The following is a 16,413-nucleotide window of genomic DNA, read 5'->3' on the forward strand; positions in this document are numbered from 1 at the left end:
CGGAACGACCCCGGTCACCTCGAGGTGGCTGCGAACATCCATGCCGGCGCCGCGGTCCGTCCCTGCAGTGCGTCGAGCGCGACCCCGGCGGGCAGCGACGGCGTGGTCGGGAGCGACACCTCGAAGCAGTACGCCTGCTCCGAACCGGCGTCCGCCGCGAGCGCCTGGCTCGCGGCGGCTCCGGTCGACGCAAGGGGCCCGTCGGCGATGACGGTGCCGGTGGTGAAGGCCGTCGCACCGCACGGGACGCCGTCGGCCGTCGTCGCGACGCGGACCTGCAGGGCTTGCCAGAGCAGCTCGCCGGGGTCGGAGGTCGTCACCCCGGTCGCGGTCTCCGCCGCCGCCATCCGCACGTCGCCCGCGATCGAGCCCGCCACCGTCCGGAGTCGGACACCGGCGTACGTCGCGTCGCCCGGCGAGAGCGCGATGCCGTCGAGGCCGAAGGTCATCTCCTGGCCGGGGTTCTCCTCGGCCTGCGTCCACCCGGAGTCGAGCGCCGCGGTGACGTTCTGCTCCACCTCGAAGGTGGAGGTCCCGATCCCCGGCCCTCCGGTCCCGTTCCCGCCGAACACCCACTCGGTGTCCGTCCACGACGCGAGCGTGTACCCGACCCCGCCGACGACGAGGGCGCCGCCGGCGACGAGCGCCGCGGCCCTGGTGCGCCGCGAAGCGGGCGCGCTGGACTGTCCTGACATCGTTGCTCCTGATCCGTGCACGCGGACGCCGGTGGTGGGCCGGTCCGACACGGCGGGAGCTGGTGAGGTCCCCCGTCGGCGGCTGTCCGCTCTTCTGGGGACATGCTGCCGGACCTCCGGCCGGAAGACAAGCCAACCGCGAGGATTGCTCCGGAGACTACGGACGGGAGGCGCGGTGCCCGCTGGCACCGCGCCTCCCGTCCGTCAGCTGGTCGCCGCGCAACGGTCGCGCCCGTTCAGACGGACGCCTCCGTCCCGCGGACCTTCCCCACCACGACGTCGACGATCCCGGCGATGAGCGCCGCCGCGACGAAGACCAGGGAGACCCCGAGCCCGAGCGGCAGGCCCTGCGAGTAGTCGCCCTTCGTGCTCGCCAGCGACGAGTAGAACACGCTGCCGACCGCGGCGATGCCGATCGCCGAGCCGACGCGGGCCCCCACCTGGATGAGACCACCTGCGGACCCGCCCTGCTGGACCGGTACCTCGGAGAGCGTGAGCGTCTGGTTCGGCGAGATGGTGAGACCCGACCCGATGCCGGCGACGAGCAGCGGCAGCACGAGCCACCAGCCGAGGTCCGGGCCGTAGTGTTCCGCGACGACCCAGACGACCGCGCCGAGGCCGATGAGCACCAGCACGGTGCCGACCACGATGAGCTGCCGACCGAAGCGGTGCACGATCCGGCCGCCGACGGTCGACGCGATGCCCGAGCCGATGGCGAACGGCACCGACGCGACGCCCGCGAGCAGCGCGGAGTACTGCAGGCCCGACTGCAGCGCCAGGGTGAGGACGAAGAACAGCGGGGTGAACCCGGCGAAGTAGACCGTGGCGAGACCGACCCCGAGCGAGAACGACCGACGGCGGAACAGCCGCAGGTCGACCACGGGCTCGTGGTCCCGGCCGTAGCGGCGCTCCCAGAGCACGAACAGCACCGCGAACACCACCGCGGCGACGACGAGCCACCACTTGGCGTTGCTCTTCCACTGCTCCGACTGCACGAAGGGCAGCAGCAGCGCGACGACCGCGGCGCCGAGCAGGACGATCCCGACCGGGTCGAAGTCGTGCTTCTGGCCGCGCTCCGCCTTCGGCGTGGTGGGCAGGTAGCGGAAGGCGAGCAGGATCGTGACGAGCCCGACGGGCAGGTTCACGAAGAAGACGAAGCGCCACCCGTTCTCGGTGCCGAACGCCGTGATGAGCAGGCCGCCCACCAGCGGACCGATCGCGGTGGCGATGCCGACGGTCGCGCCGAACAGGCCGAAGGCGGTGCCGCGCTCCTTGCCGCGGAACAGCTGCTGGATCAGCGCGGTGACCTGCGGGGTGAGCAGACCGCCGGCCAGGCCCTGCACCAGGCGGGCGACGACGAGCACGAACCCGTTCGGGGCGAAGCCGCAGAGCGCGCTCGCCACCGTGAAGAGTGCGACACCGACGACGAACATGCGGCGACGGCCGACGGCGTCACCGAGCCGGCCACCGGGCACGAGCAGCAGTCCGAACGCCAGGGCGTACCCGGACAGGATCCACTGGACGGCCTCGGGGGTCGCGCCGCTCAGGCCGCTCGAGATGGACTGGAGTGCGACGTTGACGATCGACACGTCGAGCAGGACGATGCCGCCGCCGAGCAGGCAGATGACGAGTGCCTTCCACCGGTTCGGGTCCGGGGCGTCGTCCTGCTGCTGCGCCGGTCGTCCGCCGGTCGGCTGCTGCTGGTCGGAGTGCTGCTCGGGGTGTTGCTCGGCCTGCGGCCCCGAGGGCTGCTCGGCGCTCGCGGCGTGGTGCGCGGTGTGGTGCGCGACGGTGGGAGCCGCATCGGGCTCGACGGGTCTGCGGTGTTCGGCTGCCATGACGATGCCACGCTAGGCCGGGCCCTCAGGGCGATCCGCAGGCTGTGCGGTTCTTGTCCCCCGATCCGGCCCGCGGACGCCGAGGACACCGCGAACACCTCGGACACCTCGGACGCAGCAGACGCCCCGGACGGGCCGGTGGGGCCGGAGGGTCAGCGCCCCGTGCGCTGCAGGCCGTCCGCCGCCCTCCCCAGGAGCCAGTTGACCGCCCAACCGAGCACGCCGACGACCGGCACCAGGACGATGACGAGCGTCCAGACGATCTTCACCGCGTCGCTCCGGCGTCGGTCGCGCCAGACCTGCACCAGCGCCAGCACGTCCAGGGTCAGCAGCAGCACGAGCACCAGCACGTGGGCACCAGCGAGGTTCTCGAACACGTCGTCCTCCTTCGTCGTCGGAGGTCCCACGCTAGGACGCGCCCCGTGTCGGTCGCGTCCTCCGCGAGGACGACCTCACTCCCCCTGGTCGGCGTCGACCAGACTGGAGCGATGGAGTCGTGCACGTTCTGCAGCATCATCGCCGGCGGGGAACCGGTCACCTGGGTCGAACGCGAGGAGCACGCCGTCGCCTTCGCCCCGCTCCCGGCATCGGCGCTGGCGCCCGGGCACACGCTGGTCGTCCCGGTCGCCCACACCGCGGACCTGCTCAGCGCCGACCCCACCTCGCTCGCAGCCTGCACGGCGCTGGCGCGACGGGTCGGCCTCGCGCTGCGGGGTGCCCTCGGCGCGACCGGGACCGTCCTCCTGCAGGCCTCCGGCACCGACGCCGGGCAGAGCGTGCCGCACCTGCACTTCCACGTGGTGCCCTGCTGGCCGGACGACGGCACGACGCACTGGCCGGAGCCGCCGTCGGCGCACGTGCACGACGGCGATCCGTACGCCGACCTGCGGGCGATGTTCGAGTAGGCGCGGCACCGGATGTCATCCCGGAGGAGCACGTCGGTCCTCCGCTGTGCCGATCCCGCCGTGGGCCGCGGTGCGCTGTGATCGTCCCAGACACGAAAGGCTCGACATGCCCCGCTCCACGATCACCGCTCCCCTCGCCGTCGGCGTGCTCGCCCTCGGTGCCCTGACGCTCACCGGCTGCTCGGCCCTCGGCGACCTCGCCCACGACCGGGTGACCTCCGAGGCCTCGACCCGCGCCGACCTCGACTCCGCACCCGACTGGCTGCCCTCGGACGCCAGCGACATCACCTCGGTCGCAGGCACCGGCGGGAAGGGCTCCGACACGACCCCGACCACGCTGGTCTTCACGAGCACCGACGGTGTCACCGACGACGCCTGCAGCACGACGCCCCGGCAGTCCGCGCCGACGATGGACGTCGACGGTGCGCCGGACGTGTACAAGGCCACCTCGGTGCTGCGGTGCGGCCCGTGGTCGATGACGTCGACGGGTGACCGCTGGGTCGCCTGGACGCCGAACCCGGGCGACGGCGGGTCCTGACGTGCCCCGTCCCCGCGGCCGCCACCGACGCACGAGGACGCGGCGCGCCCGTCCGTTCGGCGAGCACCGCGCCACGGTCGCCGTCGCGGCCCTCTCCGCCGGCCTCGGCGCCCTCGTCGTCACCGGCGCCGAGGCCGCGCACCGGATCGTCGAGCTCGGCGAACGCACCGGGTCGAGCGCAACGGTGGCCGCGATCCTGCCTGTCGTGGCGTGGGTCTTCATCGGGATCGCCCTGTACGTCAGCGCCGTGGTCGCGTCCAACACCTGCGCGACCGTCATCGCCGGCCGCACCCGCTCGCTCGGACTGCAACGTGTCCTCGGTGCCACCGGTCAGCAGCTCCGCTGGCAGGTCACCCGGACCGGGGCGACCTGCGGGATCGTCGGCGCCGCCGTCGGCACCGTCCTCGGCGCGGTCGTCGCGGACGCCGCGCTCGCCGTCACCGCGGCCGCGGACGTGCTCCCGTCGCTCGGCGTCGTCGCCCCGCCGTCCCTGGTCCCGATCGGGCTCCTGGTCGCGGTCATCACGACGGTCGCGTTCCGCATCGGCTCCCGCGCCGTCCTCACCATCTCCCCGCTCCGCGCGCTCGAGGCCGGCGTCGAGGCCGCTCCCGGCACGACCCGTTCCGTCGGCCGCACGGTGACCGCGAGCACGCTCTCCCTGCTCGGCACGGCGGGGCTCGGCGTCGCCGTGGTGCTCGGCGCGACGAGCGTCGACTCCCTGCTGCTCGCGGTGGCCTGCGGTGCCCTGTCGTTCACGGGCGTCGTGGTCGCCGCCCCGGTGCTGCTCCCCGCCGTCCTGCGGATCGCGGCCGCCGCGTCCGCCCGGTCGGTCGTGCCGGCGATGGCCGCACGGAACTCGCTCCGGGCGCCGAAGCGCACCGCCCGCGCGACGGTGGGGCTGCTCATCGCGGTGACGCTCATGGCCACGTTCGCCGTCGGGTTCTCGACCTACGCCAGCATGCTCCAGGGCCAGGCCGCGGACGACCCCGAGTACTACCGCGGCATCCAGGAGCAGTTCGACCAGCTCGCGGTCATGTTCACCGGCCTCGTCGGTGCCGCGGGGGTCATCGCGGCCGCCGGGGTCGTCGCCGTCACGGCCCTGACGACCGCGCAGCGGGGACGTGAGCTCGGACTGCTCCGGGTGGTGGGCGCGACGCGGCAGCAGGTCCGCGCGCTCGTCCTCGCGGAGACGGCGATCACGGTCGCGGTCGCGGTCGTGCTCGGCGGGCTGCTCGGCACCGCGTACGGCTGGGCCGGGGCGTACACCCTGCTCGGCGCGACGAAGGGTGCGGAACTCATCGCGCCCGTCGTGCCGCTCTGGCTCGTGGTCGTCGTGGTGGTCGGCGCTGCGGGCACCGGGCTCGCCGCTGCGCTCGGCCCGGCGGCACGAGCCGTGCGGGCGGCCCCGGTGACCGCGCTCCGGTACGAGTAGCGCCCGACGGGGCCGGGGGGTGTCGCGGGGTCAGCCGGCCGCCCGACGCACGAGCTCCCGGAGCCGCTGCTCGACCTCGTCGGTCCACTCGACGACGGCGAACGAGGTCGCCCACATCGCGCCGTCGTCGAGCGTGGCGTCCTCCTGGAACCCGACGGTCGCGTAGCGCGCACCGAACTTCGAGGCCGGCTGCACGAAGGTGACGACCTTGCCGTCCCGCGCGTACGACGGGAACCCGTACCAGGTCTTCGGATCGAGCTCCGGAGCGACCTCGGTCACGAGCACGTGGTAGCGCGCGGCCAGGACCTGGTCGAAGCCCTCGAGTGCCTCGATCGCGGCCGTGCACGCCTCGCGCTCGGCCTCGCGCTTCGCGGCGCCCTTCAGCCCGCGCGTCGCCTTCCGTTCCGCTGCTGCCTGCTGCATCGCGGCTCGCTCCGCGTCGCTGAACACCTCGGCCATGCCCGTCTCCCTCACCGATCCGCCCGGTCCGCGACCGGTGCTGACGGCATCCTGGCACCGCCGGTGCGGACCGCGCGACCCGGCGGACGGGAGGCACGGTGCGGGTCGACCACGAGCCTCCCGTCCGTCCCGGCGCACGCCCGTTGCCCACGGACGACAGGAGCGCGCCGGTCCGAGGACCGACGCGCTCCTGTCTGCGCTGGGCTGGGTGTCAGCGGGTGGTGCGTCCGGCGCGGGGCAGGAGCACGCCGAGGACGATCATCGCGACGGCGAGGAAGGCGTGCAGGACGTTGTCGGCGCTGTTCAGCGGGACGAAGTTCGCAGCCCCGGCCATGCCGGCGACGAAGAGGCCGAAGACGAACAGCACGGCGTAGACGATGCCGCCGATGAGCAGGTACGAGCGCGAGCCCGCGGCCGAACGGGCGGCGAGCAGGCCGACGATGCCGAACAGCAGGTGCACGATGTTGTGGAGCACCGACACCTGGAACAGGCCGAGGAGCATGGCCATCGAGCTGTTGCCCGCGAAGGACAGCGTGCCCATGTCCATCGTGAGTCCGGGGATGAAGCCGGCGATGCCGACGATGAGGAAGACGATCCCGAAGAGCAGTGCGCCCTTCTGGACGAGGGTCGAACCGGTACGGGGGGTTGCTGCGCTGGACATGTGGTCTCTCCTTGTGTGCGAGGACCGGGTCGTGGTTCCGGTCGGGGACGTGACGCGTGTCACGCTCGGTTGCCTTTCACGGTAGACATGCAGCCTGCTCTCGGTTTCCCCCCGTCCGGGGGCACGCGCCGAACGGACAGGACCCGTCGTACGGTGGGAGGGTGCGGGAACTCGACTGGGACGGCTACCGGAACGTGCGGGACCTCGGCGGGCTCCCCACCCCGTCGTCCCCGACCGGTGCGACGCAGCGCGGCCGGATCGCACGCGGTCCGCGCCGCGAACTGCTCACGGACCGGGGCTGGCAGGACGCACGCGTGTGGGGGCTCCGGTCGGTGGTCGACCTGCGGTGCGCCGACGAGGTGGGGCGTCGCGAGGGCGATCCCCTCGTCGCTCCGGACGCCCTCACCGACATCACCGTCGTCGCGGCCCCGACCGAGGACCAGGACGACCCGGAGTTCCGCGAGGTGTGCTTCCCGATCCTCGACTCCCCCGAGTACTGGCGGCACAACTGGCGGATCCTGCCCGACCTGGTGCTCGGTGCGCTGCGGGCGATCGCGGACGCGCCGTCCGGGGTGCTCGTGCATTGCAGTGCGGGGCGCGACCGGACGGGCATGATCAGCACGCTGCTGCTCGCGAACGCCGGCGTCCCGCCGACGGCCGTCGCCGAGGACCACGCGGCTTCCGTCCGCGCGATGGCCGGCACCGGGACCCACGCTCCGGGTGACCGCCAGGCGACCTGGGATGCCGACCAGGTGACCGAGTGGCTCGCCACCGTCACACCGATCGTCGAGGACGTCGCCGCCGACGTCGACGCGGCGTTCGCCGCCGTCGGTGCCGACGACGACCTGCGCGCACGGTTGCGCGCCCGACTCACCATGCCCTGACCACGCGGGAGCCGTCGGACGGGAGGCACGCTGCCGGCCCGCACCGCGCCTCCCGTCCGTCAGCTGCGCCCCGCCGTCGACTGCTCAGGTCGGTCGTGCGGTCACGGTCCGGGGACGGTGACGCGGACGGCGCTGATCCGCCCGGCGCGCGTGCGCGCCGTGGTGTCCGGGTCGTAGCTGTCGGCGGTGGCGAGGTAGAGGGTGCGACCGTCCTCGCCGCCGAGCGCGCAGTCGATCGCGCACAGGCCGGGGGCGTCGATGCGGTCGGTGACCTCGCCGCCCTCGACGACGCGGAGGAACTCCCCCGTGTCCACCGAGCAGACCCAGATCGCGCCCTCGGCATCGACCGTGCTGCCGTCCGGCGTGACGCCCTCGGGCAGCGTCGCCCACTCGCGGCGGCCGGTGAGCGACCCGTCCGGCTCGATGTCGAACGCGGTCAGTCGACCACCCCAGGTCTCGCTGACCACCAGGGTCCGCGTGCCGGGGAGCACGTTCGCGCTGTTCGGGAACACCAGGCCGTCGGCGGCGAGCCGGGCGGAGCCGTCCTGGTCGACGACGTAGAGCGGTCCCGGGCGGAGTTCTTCACCGCCGTACAGGTCGTAGCCGAACGCGCCGACGTACGTCCGGCCGGTCGCCTCGTCGACGACCAGGTCGTTGAGGAGCGACGGTTCGGTCGACGACAGGTCGGCGAACGGCTCGTTCGAGCCGTCGGGACGCACGACCTGGATCGTCCGGGCGTTCATGGCACTGACGATCAGCCGGCCGTCGGCGAGCCACCCGAGGCCGGACGACTGGCCGTCGATGGTCGTCTCGAGGCGCGGTCGCGCGTCCGCCGCACCGGGGTCGACCGAGAAGACCTCGCCCGTGTGCATGTCGGAGTACCAGAGCCGGCCGTCGTGCCAGCGGTTGCCCTCGGGGAAACGGATGCCGGAGACGACCTCGGTCGCGGAGTCGATGGTGGTGTGCACCCGTCCAACCTGCCACTCCGGACTGGCGGTCACCTGGCGCTCGTGGCCGGGGTCCAGCCGAGCTCGGGGCCGAGCCGACCGGCCATGTCCTCGATGATCTGCGCGTAGTCGTCGGGTGCGAACGAGAACGGCAGCGCGAAGGCCACCTCCGTCGCCACCTGGTACCCGGCGTCGGCGCGGAGTCGATCGGCGATCTCGGCCGAGCTCCCGACCAGGTCGGCGGCGAACAGCAGCTTCCCCGGCCCCTGCGGCACCCCGACCCGACCGGCCCGGGACCCGGCGTACGCCCGGTAGCGCTCGACCTGCTCCGGCGTCGCCGAGTCGGTCGGGATGACCACGAGGCCCTGCGAGACCCGCGCCGCAGCAGGGTCCGGGTGCGCGTCGAGGTAGGCGTCGACCTGCGCGCGCTGGTTCGCGGCGAAGTCCGTGCCGACCTCGCTCCGGGTCACGCTCGAGGTGAGCAGGTGGAAGCCGTGCTCGGCCGCCCACACCGCGGACCGCGTGCTGCCGGTGCCGTACCAGATCCGGTCGGCGAGACCCGGGCTCTGCGGTTGGACGGTCGTGGCGAACTCCTCGATCCCCCGGCGCTCCACGGTCGCCGTGACGGGGTCGCCACGCACGAGGTCCCGGAAGCGCAGGAGTCGGTCGTTGCCGAGGTCCTCGTGCTCGGCGGTGTCCGGGTGGATCGCGTCACGGTAGAGGTCGTAGTGCATGGGCGTCCCCACGGAGAAGCCGGGCTGCAGCCGACCGCCGAGCAGCACGTCCACCGTGCCGAGGTCCTCGGCGAGGCGGAACGGGTTCTCGGCGCCGATCGGGGTGACCGCGGTGCCGAGGGCGATCCGCGAGGTGCGCTGCGAGGCTGCGGCAGTGATCGCCACGGGCGACGAGATGCCGTGCTGCAGGTGGCGGTGCCGGAGCCAGGCACTGTCGAAACCGAGGGCCTCGGCTCGCTCGATCACGCGGAGCGTCTCCTCGTGGCCGTCGGCCGGGCGCACGGGGTCGAACGAGCCGATGGTCAGGAAGCCGAGGCGCTCGAGGGGCCGGTCGTCGGAGGGCATGCTCCGATCGTCGCAGACCGGGGCGCGGGGCGTCGGTGGTCCCGACGTATCCTGGCTGCATGAGCATGGAAGGCGCTGCCTGGAGCTCGCTGTACAAGATCTCGTCCGCGAAGGACGCCGGGCGGGGCTTCTCCCGCGAGTCGCTCCGACGGATCATGACGTTCGCCGTGCCCTACAAGGTGCAGCTCGTGGTGTTCATCGCGCTGTCCGTCGTGGGGGCGTTCCTCGCGGTCGCGACGCCGGTGCTCGCTGGCCAGGTCGTCGACGTCATCGCGGCCCGCGGCGCCGTGTCGACGATCGTCTGGTTGGCCCTGGTCATCGCGCTCGTGGCCGTCGCCGACGCCGCGTCGTCGCTGCTCACCCGCTGGTACTCGGCGCGGATCGGCGAGGGCGTCATCCTCGACCTCCGCACCGCGGTGTTCAACCACGTGCAGAAGATGCCGATCGCGTTCTTCACCCGGACCCGGACCGGCGCGCTGGTCAGTCGGCTGAACAACGACGTGATCGGCGCGCAGCAGGCCTTCAGCGGGACGCTCTCCGGCGTCGTCACGAACTCCGTGGCACTCGTGCTGACGCTCGTCGTCATGCTCAGCACCTCGTGGCTGGTGACGGTCATCGCCGTCGTCATGCTCCCGGTGTTCCTCGTCCCCGCACGCCGGATGGGCAGCCGCCTCGCCGCGCTCCGCCGCGAGGCCGCCGACCACAACTCCGCGATGAGCACGCAGATGACCGAGCGGTTCTCCGCACCCGGCGCGACGCTCGTCAAGCTGTTCGGGCGCCCCGACGAAGAGGCCGAGGAGTTCCGCGTCCGCGCCGCCCGCGTGCGGGACATCGGCGTCCGCACCGCGATGCTGCAGTTCGTCTTCGTGACCGCGCTCATGCTCGTCTCGGCGCTCGCGCTCGCACTCGTGTACGGGCTCGGCGGCACGCTCGCCCTCGGTGGCCAGCTGAACACCGGCGACGTCGTCACCCTCGCACTCCTGCTCACCCGCCTCTACGCACCGCTCACCAGCCTGGCGAACGCGCGCGTCGAGATCATGAGCGCCGTCGTGAGCTTCGAGCGCGTCTTCGAGGTGCTCGACCTCCGGCCGCTCATCCAGGAGAAGCCCGACGCCGTCACCCTGCCCGACGGTCCCGTCGCGGTCGAGTTCGACGACGTCCGCTTCGCCTACCCGTCCGCCGACAAGGTCTCCCTCGCCTCGCTGGAGGAGGTCTCCACGCTCGACACCCGCGGCGGTGACGAGGTCCTGCACGGTGTCTCGTTCCGGATCGAGCCCGGGCAGACCGTCGCCCTGGTCGGGTCCTCCGGCGCGGGCAAGTCCACGATCGCGCAGCTGCTCTCCCGCCTGTACGACGTCGACAGCGGCGCCGTCCGACTCGCCGGCACGGACGTCCGCGACGTCACCTTCGCGTCGTTGCGGCACACGATGGGCATGGTCACCCAGGACGGGCACCTGTTCCACGAGACGATCGGCGCCAACCTGCGCCTCGCCCGCCCCGAGGCCACCGACGACGAGGTGTGGGACGCCGTGCGACGCGCACGCCTCGAGCCGCTGATCCGGTCGCTGCCCGACCAGCTCGACACCATGGTCGGCGAGCGGGGCTACCGACTGTCCGGCGGCGAGCGCCAGCGCATGACGATCGCCCGGCTCCTGCTCGCGCAGCCCCGCGTCGTGATCCTCGACGAGGCGACCGCCGCGCTCGACTCGACGTCCGAGGCCGCCGTGCAGGCCGCCCTGAGCGAGGCGCTCGACGGTCGCACGGCGATGGTCATCGCGCACCGGCTGTCAACCATCCGGAGCGCGGACCTCATCCTGGTCATCGAGGACGGCTCCGTCGTCGAGCGCGGCACGCACGAGGAACTCCTCGCCGCGGGCGGCCGGTACGAGGAGCTGCACCGGACCCAGTTCGCCGTCCAGGCGGACCAGGCGCCGGACCCCGCTCCGCTCCCGGAGACCAGCGTCCGCTAGCACCTCCCGTCGCGGCACCTCCACCTGCACGACACCTCAGCCGATCCGCCGGACCTCGGGAGCGACATCGGAGCACCGTGGGCAGCACCGGACCCACAGGAGGAACCATGCTGCTCGAGGGCAAGACCATCGTCGTCACCGGCGGGAACAGCGGGATCGGTGAGCAGATCTGCCTCGCCGCCGCAGCGGAGGGCGCGAACATCGTCATCGACTACGTCGCCCACCCCAAGGCGACCGACTCGCTCATCGCCCGGATCGAGCAGGCCGGCGGCCACGCGGTCGGGGTCGACGCCGACATCACCAGCGCCGCGGACCTGCACCGCATGGTGCAGAAGGCCGTCGACGCCTTCGGCTCGCTCGACGTCCTCGTCAACAACGCCGGGATCGAGGACCGGAAGTCCCTGCTCGAGGAGACCGAGGAGGGCTACGACAAGGTCATGGCCGTCAACATGAAGAGCGCGTTCTTCGGTACGCAGGCCGCGGCGAAGCAGTTCATCGCACAGGGCAACGGCGGGCTCGTGCTCAACATCTCGAGCGTGCACGAGGACTGGCCGATGCCCGGCAACCTGGCCTACTGCGTGTCGAAGGGCGGCATGCGGATGCTCGCCCGGAGCGGCGGCGTGGAGCTCGGGCCGCACGGGGTCCGGATCGTGAACATCGCTCCCGGTGCGGTCGACACCCCGATCAACACGGCGACGACCTCCGATCCCGACAAGCTGGAGCAGCTCGACGACGCGATCCCGCTCGGGCGCCCGGCGAAGCCGCACGAGATCGCCGAGGTCGTCGTGTTCCTGGCGTCGGGCAAGGCCGCGTACATGACGAGCACCACCGTCACGATCGACGGCGGGATCTCGCAGGGCAGCGTCGGACTCTGAACGTCACCCGCTGACGGACGGGAGGCGCGGTGCCAGCTGGCACCGCGCCTCCCGTCCGACCTGTGGTCGCGTCTACCGGACGGCCACCACCTGCACGTCCCAGGCCCCGAGCGACAGCTCGGTCCCCGCCGCGAGCGCCGCGCCGTCGAGGACGTCCTCCGCGTCGACCGGCACGGTGAAGGTGCTCGGCGTCCAGGACCAGTTGTGCACGACGTGCACGGTCTCGCCGCGGGCGTTCGTGGCGGTCTGCACCGACTGGGTCTCCGACTGCGGCCGCCAAGCAGTCGCTCCGTTGCCCCGCTCGACCGCCCAGGCGGCGATCGCCGCGGCCAGCGCCGGGTCCGGCACCGTCCCGACGTACGTCACCCGTCCCGCACCGTGGGCTCGGGTGGTCACCGCGGCGAACCGGCCGTGGTGCGGGTGGTCGTAGTCGACGAGCACGTCGGCGTCGTCGACGAGCAGCCCGTCCGCCCAGCGGGTCGCCGTCGCGCCGGTCGGCACCGTGAAGCCGTGGTCCGCGGCAGCAGCGCCCGCGGACACCGGTACGCGTCGGCCGAGGTTGCTGAACTCGTCGTAGTGCACGCCGGCCGCGGTGTCGAGGAAGGCCGGCTTGCGCTCGAGTCGGGCGCGGGCCTCCTGGTCCTCGTACCCGGTGCGGATGCCGACGACCAGGTGTCCGCCGGCTTCGGCGTAGTCCGCGAGCCACCGCAGCTGGTCGTCCGTCGCGATGGTGAACGCCGCTGCGACGAGGACCGGGCGCTCCCGGGCGACCACGGCTGGATCGCGGTCGAACACCTGCGAGGAGTGCACCGTGTTCGCCTGCAGGCCGGCCTCGAACACCCCGCGGGCGAACGCGTCGTACACGGTCTGCCACGAGCGGCGGTCGGGCTCAGCGCCGTCACCGAGCGCCGGGTGCTCGTTCAGCGCCCACTTCGACTCGTTCGAGAACAGCAGGGCGACGTCGGCGTGCGGCCGGAGCCCGGCGACCCGGTCACCCGCGTGCCGGAACTCGGCGCCGATGCGGGCGATCTCCTCGTAGGTGCGCCCCGGCTGCTGCGAGTGCGGCAGCACACCGCCCCAGTAGGTCTCGACACCGAAGTGCAGCGTGTGCCAGTGCCAGTACTCGATCATCGACGCCCCGCGGGAGACCAGCGCCCACGCCGCCTGCCGCCACTGGCCCTCGTAGGCGGGTTCGTTCATCCACGAGAAGCCGATCGCCTGCGCGTTCGTCTCGGTCACCAGGAACGGGGCCTGCTTCGACCCGTACATCCGGTCGCCGGTCGCGACGACGGACCACGCGCCGGAGGACGTCCAGTACTGCGGGGCCTCGTCCGTGTTGGGCAGTTCGAGGGCGTCCTGCATCCGGTAGTACGGGTTGCCCGCGGTGACGTCGAGGGCCCGGGTGAGAGCGTCGTCCTCCACCGTCGGTCGCTCGTAGGAGATGCAGGTGGTGACGAACTGGTCCTCGCGGGCGTACTCGCGCACGATCTCGGCCTGCCACGCGATGAAGTCCGTCGTGAGGGACGCCTGGAACCGGCGCCAGGCGAGGTCGTACTGCGGCTGCACGTTGCCGTCCGGTGTCCACAGGTCCGCCCAGGTCGAAAGGCGGTGGGACCAGTAGGTCAGGCCCCACTCCTCGTTGATCCGCTCGACGCTGCCGTAGGTGTGGCGGAGGTGGTCGACGAAGCGCTGGAAGACCTCGGGGTTGGCGATGAGCTCGTTCCCGGGCTCGTTGTCGACCTGGTAACCGATGACGGCCGGGTGCTCGGCGTACCGGGCGACGATCTTCCGGATGACCCGCTCGGCGTGGAACAGGAAGGCCGGGTGGGCGTGGTCGATCTCTTGGCGGGCGCCCCAGCCCATCGGCTCCCCGGCCGTCCGGCGTCGCACGTTCACCTCGGGCACGATGCGGGCGAGCCACATCGGCAGCGCGTAGGTCGGCGTGCCGAGGATCACGCTGATGCCGTGCTCGTGCGCCGCGTCGAGCACGGGCGCGAGCCACTCGAGCTCGAACCGGCCGTTCTCCGGCTCCCAGGTGCTCCAGACGGACTCACCGACCCGGATCACCGTGAAGCCGGCCTCCTGCATGAGGCGCATGTCCTCGTCGAGCCGTGGGGTGGGCTGGTACTCGTGGTAGTACGCGGCGCCGAAGAGGACGCGGTCGTGCTGCATGGTGCGGGGTGCTCCGTTCGTGGTGCGGTGGTCCGTGGTGCGGTGGCCCGTGGCGCGGTGGCCCGTAGCGCGGTGGCTCGTGGTGCGGTCCGAGGTGTCGGTCATCCCTTGACCGCCCCCGCGGTCAGGCCGTCGAGCAGCTGCTTCCGGAGGAGCAGGAACACGAGGATCGTCGGCACGCTCGCCAGCACGGCGCCGGCGAGGACGAGGTCGTACGACCGGTTCTCCGATGCGAAGATCGCGTTCAGCCCGAGCGGCAGCGTGTACTGGTCGGAGTTCGACACCAGCACGAGCGGCCAGAGGAACGAGTTGTAGCTCTGCAGGAAGCTCCACACGGCGAGCGCCCCGAGGGACGGCCGGAGCAGCGGGAGCACCACGCGCCGGAAGGTCCCGAACTCCGAGTTGCCGTCGATGCGAGCGGCCTCGATGATCTCGTCCGGGATCGACTGGGTGATGAACTGCTGCATCATGAAGATCCCGAACGCCGGCGCCACCCAGGGCACGATGAGCGAGAACCAGGGGTTCGCGAGCCCCGACTTCACCACGAGGATGAAGAGCGGCACGAGGATCACCGCGAACGGGACCGACAGCGACGAGAACATCACCGCGAACAGGACCCGCTTGCCCCGGAACCGGAACTTCGCGAACCCGTACCCGGCCATCGCGCACACGAACACCGACACGACGGTGGCGATCACGGCGGTGCCGACGCTGATGCCGAACCACGCCCAGAACGGCTGCGTGGTGAGCAGGTTCACGTAGTTCTCGCCGGTGGCCGGGCTCGGGATGAGCGTGGGCGGCGTGGAGAAGATGTCGCCGCGGCGCTTGAACGAGCCGGACAGCGCCCACAGCAGCGGGAACACGAACACGAGCAGCAGCACCACGAGCGTGGCGTAGAGCAGCCCTCGGCGGGCGATCCACCCGGGGGTGCGCGGCGGGCCGGACCGTGGGCGGCGTGCGCTGCCCCTGGTGGTCACGGCCTCGGTGACGGTGGCGGTCATGCGTCCCTCCCGATGGCGAGTGCGCGGTTGAGGATCTGGCTGACGCCGAAGACGACGGCGAAGAGCACGACCCCGGCGGCGGCGGCGTAGCCGAACTGCTGCCGCTCGAACGCGGCGCGGTAGATGAACATGGCGACGGAGAGCGTCGCTTCGCCCGGGCCGCCCTTCGTGAGCAGGTAGGGCTCGTCGAACAGCTGGGCGGCGCTGATGAAGCTCGTCACCACGACGAAGGCGGTCACCGGACGGATCGCCGGCAGGGTGACGTTCGTGAACTTCCGGAAGGTGCCGGCCCCGTCGAGCGAGGCGGCCTCGTACTGCTCCGGGGAGACGTTCTGCAGCGCAGCGAGGAAGAAGATCGTCAGGTACCCGACCGTGCGCCAGAGGAGCACGAAGCCGATCGCGACCTTCGCGAGCGTGGGGTCGCCGAGCCAGTCGGTGTCCGGCAGCCCGAACAGTGCCCCGAGCGTGGCGTTGAGCAACCCGTAGTTGGTGTCGAAGACCAGGCTGTAGATGAGCGCGATGACGATCGGCGACAGCACCATCGGGATGAAGAACGTGACGCGGAACAGGTCACGCGCTCGGAGTCCCTTGGCGTTCAGCGCCTGCGCGACGAGGAGCGAGACAGGCACGATGACGAACACGGCGATGAGCGTGTAGATCAGCGAGTTCACCAGGGCCGTGCCGAAGCTCGTGTCCCGGAACAGGTTTGCGTAGTTCCTCAGACCGATCCAGTTCGGCGTCCCGAGGCCGACCCACTCGGTGAGCGACAGGTACAGGGCGGCGAGCACCGGCACGATCATGAACAGGCCGTAGAGCACGTAGAACGGCGCGATGAACAGGTACGGGGCACTGCCGCCGTTCGTGTTGAGGCGGCGCCGCCTGCCCGGTGGATCGGCTGCAGCGGGCGGAGCGGACACCGGGATGCCGGTGGCGGTGGATGTGGACAACGTCGTCCTC

At 72.1% G+C, this 16,413-nt stretch carries 16 protein-coding genes; 6 read left to right on the forward strand and 10 right to left on the reverse strand.

Going from position 1 to position 16,413, the window contains the following annotated elements; genetic code table 11:
- Window positions 1-14: 14 nt before the first annotated feature.
- From ACH0A8_RS09525 to ACH0A8_RS09535, 3 genes are all read right to left on the reverse strand, one after another.
- Window positions 15-695, reverse strand: coding sequence for an acyl-CoA dehydrogenase (locus ACH0A8_RS09525; RefSeq protein WP_209685865.1), 681 nt, complete (start codon window positions 693-695; stop codon window positions 15-17).
- A gap of 236 nt (window positions 696-931) precedes the next feature.
- Window positions 932-2,533, reverse strand: a complete 1,602-nt coding sequence (locus tag ACH0A8_RS09530; RefSeq protein WP_251155737.1) for an MFS transporter — start codon at window positions 2,531-2,533, stop codon at window positions 932-934.
- Window positions 2,534-2,685: 152 nt separating this feature from the next.
- On the reverse strand, window positions 2,686-2,910 hold the full coding sequence (locus ACH0A8_RS09535) for a PLDc N-terminal domain-containing protein (RefSeq protein ID WP_066658679.1): 225 nt from the start codon (window positions 2,908-2,910) through the stop codon (window positions 2,686-2,688).
- Window positions 2,911-3,021: 111 nt separating this feature from the next.
- Between ACH0A8_RS09535 and ACH0A8_RS09540 the strand changes: the two genes are divergently transcribed.
- The 3 genes from ACH0A8_RS09540 to ACH0A8_RS09550 all read left to right on the forward strand — a co-directional run bounded on the left by ACH0A8_RS09540 (window position 3,022) and on the right by ACH0A8_RS09550 (window position 5,408).
- Window positions 3,022-3,438: an HIT family protein gene (locus ACH0A8_RS09540; RefSeq protein ID WP_209685867.1), complete on the forward strand. Its 417-nt coding sequence runs from the start codon at window positions 3,022-3,024 to the stop codon at window positions 3,436-3,438.
- A gap of 106 nt (window positions 3,439-3,544) precedes the next feature.
- Window positions 3,545-3,976, forward strand: a complete 432-nt coding sequence (locus ACH0A8_RS09545; protein WP_251155735.1) for a hypothetical protein — start codon at window positions 3,545-3,547, stop codon at window positions 3,974-3,976.
- Window position 3,977: 1 nt separating this feature from the next.
- Window positions 3,978-5,408: an FtsX-like permease family protein gene (locus tag ACH0A8_RS09550; protein WP_066656181.1), complete on the forward strand. Its 1,431-nt coding sequence runs from the start codon at window positions 3,978-3,980 to the stop codon at window positions 5,406-5,408.
- Between the two features lie 30 nt (window positions 5,409-5,438).
- Here the strand turns inward: ACH0A8_RS09550 and ACH0A8_RS09555 are convergent, their stop codons facing one another.
- Both ACH0A8_RS09555 and ACH0A8_RS09560 read right to left on the reverse strand, forming a co-directional pair.
- Entirely contained in the window at window positions 5,439-5,867 is a 429-nt protein-coding gene (locus ACH0A8_RS09555) for a hypothetical protein (protein ID WP_066656185.1), read from the reverse strand.
- Window positions 5,868-6,078: 211 nt separating this feature from the next.
- On the reverse strand, window positions 6,079-6,528 hold the full coding sequence (locus ACH0A8_RS09560) for a DUF4383 domain-containing protein (RefSeq protein WP_066656188.1): 450 nt from the start codon (window positions 6,526-6,528) through the stop codon (window positions 6,079-6,081).
- A 161-nt stretch (window positions 6,529-6,689) separates the two neighbouring features.
- On the opposite strand from ACH0A8_RS09560, the gene ACH0A8_RS09565 reads away from it, so the two are divergent.
- Window positions 6,690-7,412 (forward strand): tyrosine-protein phosphatase, encoded by a 723-nt coding sequence (locus tag ACH0A8_RS09565; protein WP_209685873.1) that lies wholly within the window; start codon window positions 6,690-6,692, stop codon window positions 7,410-7,412.
- Between the two features lie 101 nt (window positions 7,413-7,513).
- On the opposite strand, the gene ACH0A8_RS09570 is transcribed toward ACH0A8_RS09565, so the two are convergent.
- On the reverse strand, window positions 7,514-8,380 hold the full coding sequence (locus ACH0A8_RS09570) for an SMP-30/gluconolactonase/LRE family protein (RefSeq protein ID WP_251160730.1): 867 nt from the start codon (window positions 8,378-8,380) through the stop codon (window positions 7,514-7,516).
- Between the two features lie 29 nt (window positions 8,381-8,409).
- A complete protein-coding gene (locus ACH0A8_RS09575; protein WP_400430254.1) occupies window positions 8,410-9,438 on the reverse strand; it encodes an LLM class flavin-dependent oxidoreductase in 1,029 nt (342 codons plus the stop codon).
- Window positions 9,439-9,497: 59 nt separating this feature from the next.
- Here ACH0A8_RS09575 and ACH0A8_RS09580 point away from each other — a divergent pair, with 59 nt between their 5' ends.
- A complete protein-coding gene (locus ACH0A8_RS09580; RefSeq protein ID WP_251155730.1) occupies window positions 9,498-11,408 on the forward strand; it encodes an ABC transporter ATP-binding protein in 1,911 nt (636 codons plus the stop codon).
- A 107-nt stretch (window positions 11,409-11,515) separates the two neighbouring features.
- Complete coding sequence (locus ACH0A8_RS09585; RefSeq protein WP_251160732.1) at window positions 11,516-12,283, forward strand: SDR family NAD(P)-dependent oxidoreductase; 768 nt, start codon at window positions 11,516-11,518, stop codon at window positions 12,281-12,283.
- Window positions 12,284-12,355: 72 nt separating this feature from the next.
- Here ACH0A8_RS09585 and ACH0A8_RS09590 read toward each other — a convergent pair whose 3' ends face one another.
- Genes ACH0A8_RS09590 through ACH0A8_RS09600 form a run of 3 tightly spaced genes read right to left on the reverse strand, consistent with a single transcriptional unit; the run spans window position 12,356 to window position 16,403 of the window.
- Window positions 12,356-14,560 carry a beta-galactosidase gene (locus ACH0A8_RS09590; protein WP_406907066.1) on the reverse strand — a complete coding sequence of 735 codons (2,205 nt, stop codon included), beginning with the start codon at window positions 14,558-14,560 and terminating at the stop codon, window positions 12,356-12,358.
- Window positions 14,557-15,456, reverse strand: coding sequence for a carbohydrate ABC transporter permease (locus ACH0A8_RS09595; RefSeq protein ID WP_251155727.1), 900 nt, complete (start codon window positions 15,454-15,456; stop codon window positions 14,557-14,559). Before ACH0A8_RS09595 ends, ACH0A8_RS09590 begins: the two co-directional genes overlap by 4 nt.
- Window positions 15,453-16,403 carry a carbohydrate ABC transporter permease gene (locus ACH0A8_RS09600; RefSeq protein ID WP_251155726.1) on the reverse strand — a complete coding sequence of 317 codons (951 nt, stop codon included), beginning with the start codon at window positions 16,401-16,403 and terminating at the stop codon, window positions 15,453-15,455. The genes ACH0A8_RS09595 and ACH0A8_RS09600 overlap by 4 nt, the downstream gene beginning before the upstream one ends.
- Window positions 16,404-16,413: the final 10 nt, after the last annotated feature.

It is taken from the genome of Curtobacterium sp. 179-B 9B NHS, assembly GCF_045370965.1.
Lineage (GTDB): Bacteria > Actinomycetota > Actinomycetes > Actinomycetales > Microbacteriaceae > Curtobacterium.

What these genes read in the sequence shown, in the direction of transcription:
- ACH0A8_RS09525 (WP_209685865.1), bottom strand. Translation starts at nt 695, where the DNA reads ATGTCAGGACAGTCCAGCGCGCCCGCTTCGCGGCGCACCAGGGCCGCG.
- ACH0A8_RS09530 (WP_251155737.1), bottom strand. Translation starts at nt 2,533, where the DNA reads ATGGCAGCCGAACACCGCAGACCCGTCGAGCCCGATGCGGCTCCCACC.
- ACH0A8_RS09540 (WP_209685867.1), top strand. Translation starts at nt 3,022, where the DNA reads ATGGAGTCGTGCACGTTCTGCAGCATCATCGCCGGCGGGGAACCGGTC.
- ACH0A8_RS09545 (WP_251155735.1), top strand. Translation starts at nt 3,545, where the DNA reads ATGCCCCGCTCCACGATCACCGCTCCCCTCGCCGTCGGCGTGCTCGCC.
- ACH0A8_RS09555 (WP_066656185.1), bottom strand. Translation starts at nt 5,867, where the DNA reads ATGGCCGAGGTGTTCAGCGACGCGGAGCGAGCCGCGATGCAGCAGGCA.
- ACH0A8_RS09560 (WP_066656188.1), bottom strand. Translation starts at nt 6,528, where the DNA reads ATGTCCAGCGCAGCAACCCCCCGTACCGGTTCGACCCTCGTCCAGAAG.
- ACH0A8_RS09575 (WP_400430254.1), bottom strand. Translation starts at nt 9,438, where the DNA reads ATGCCCTCCGACGACCGGCCCCTCGAGCGCCTCGGCTTCCTGACCATC.
- ACH0A8_RS09580 (WP_251155730.1), top strand. Translation starts at nt 9,498, where the DNA reads ATGAGCATGGAAGGCGCTGCCTGGAGCTCGCTGTACAAGATCTCGTCC.
- ACH0A8_RS09585 (WP_251160732.1), top strand. Translation starts at nt 11,516, where the DNA reads ATGCTGCTCGAGGGCAAGACCATCGTCGTCACCGGCGGGAACAGCGGG.
- ACH0A8_RS09590 (WP_406907066.1), bottom strand. Translation starts at nt 14,560, where the DNA reads ATGACCGACACCTCGGACCGCACCACGAGCCACCGCGCTACGGGCCAC.
- ACH0A8_RS09595 (WP_251155727.1), bottom strand. Translation starts at nt 15,456, where the DNA reads ATGACCGCCACCGTCACCGAGGCCGTGACCACCAGGGGCAGCGCACGC.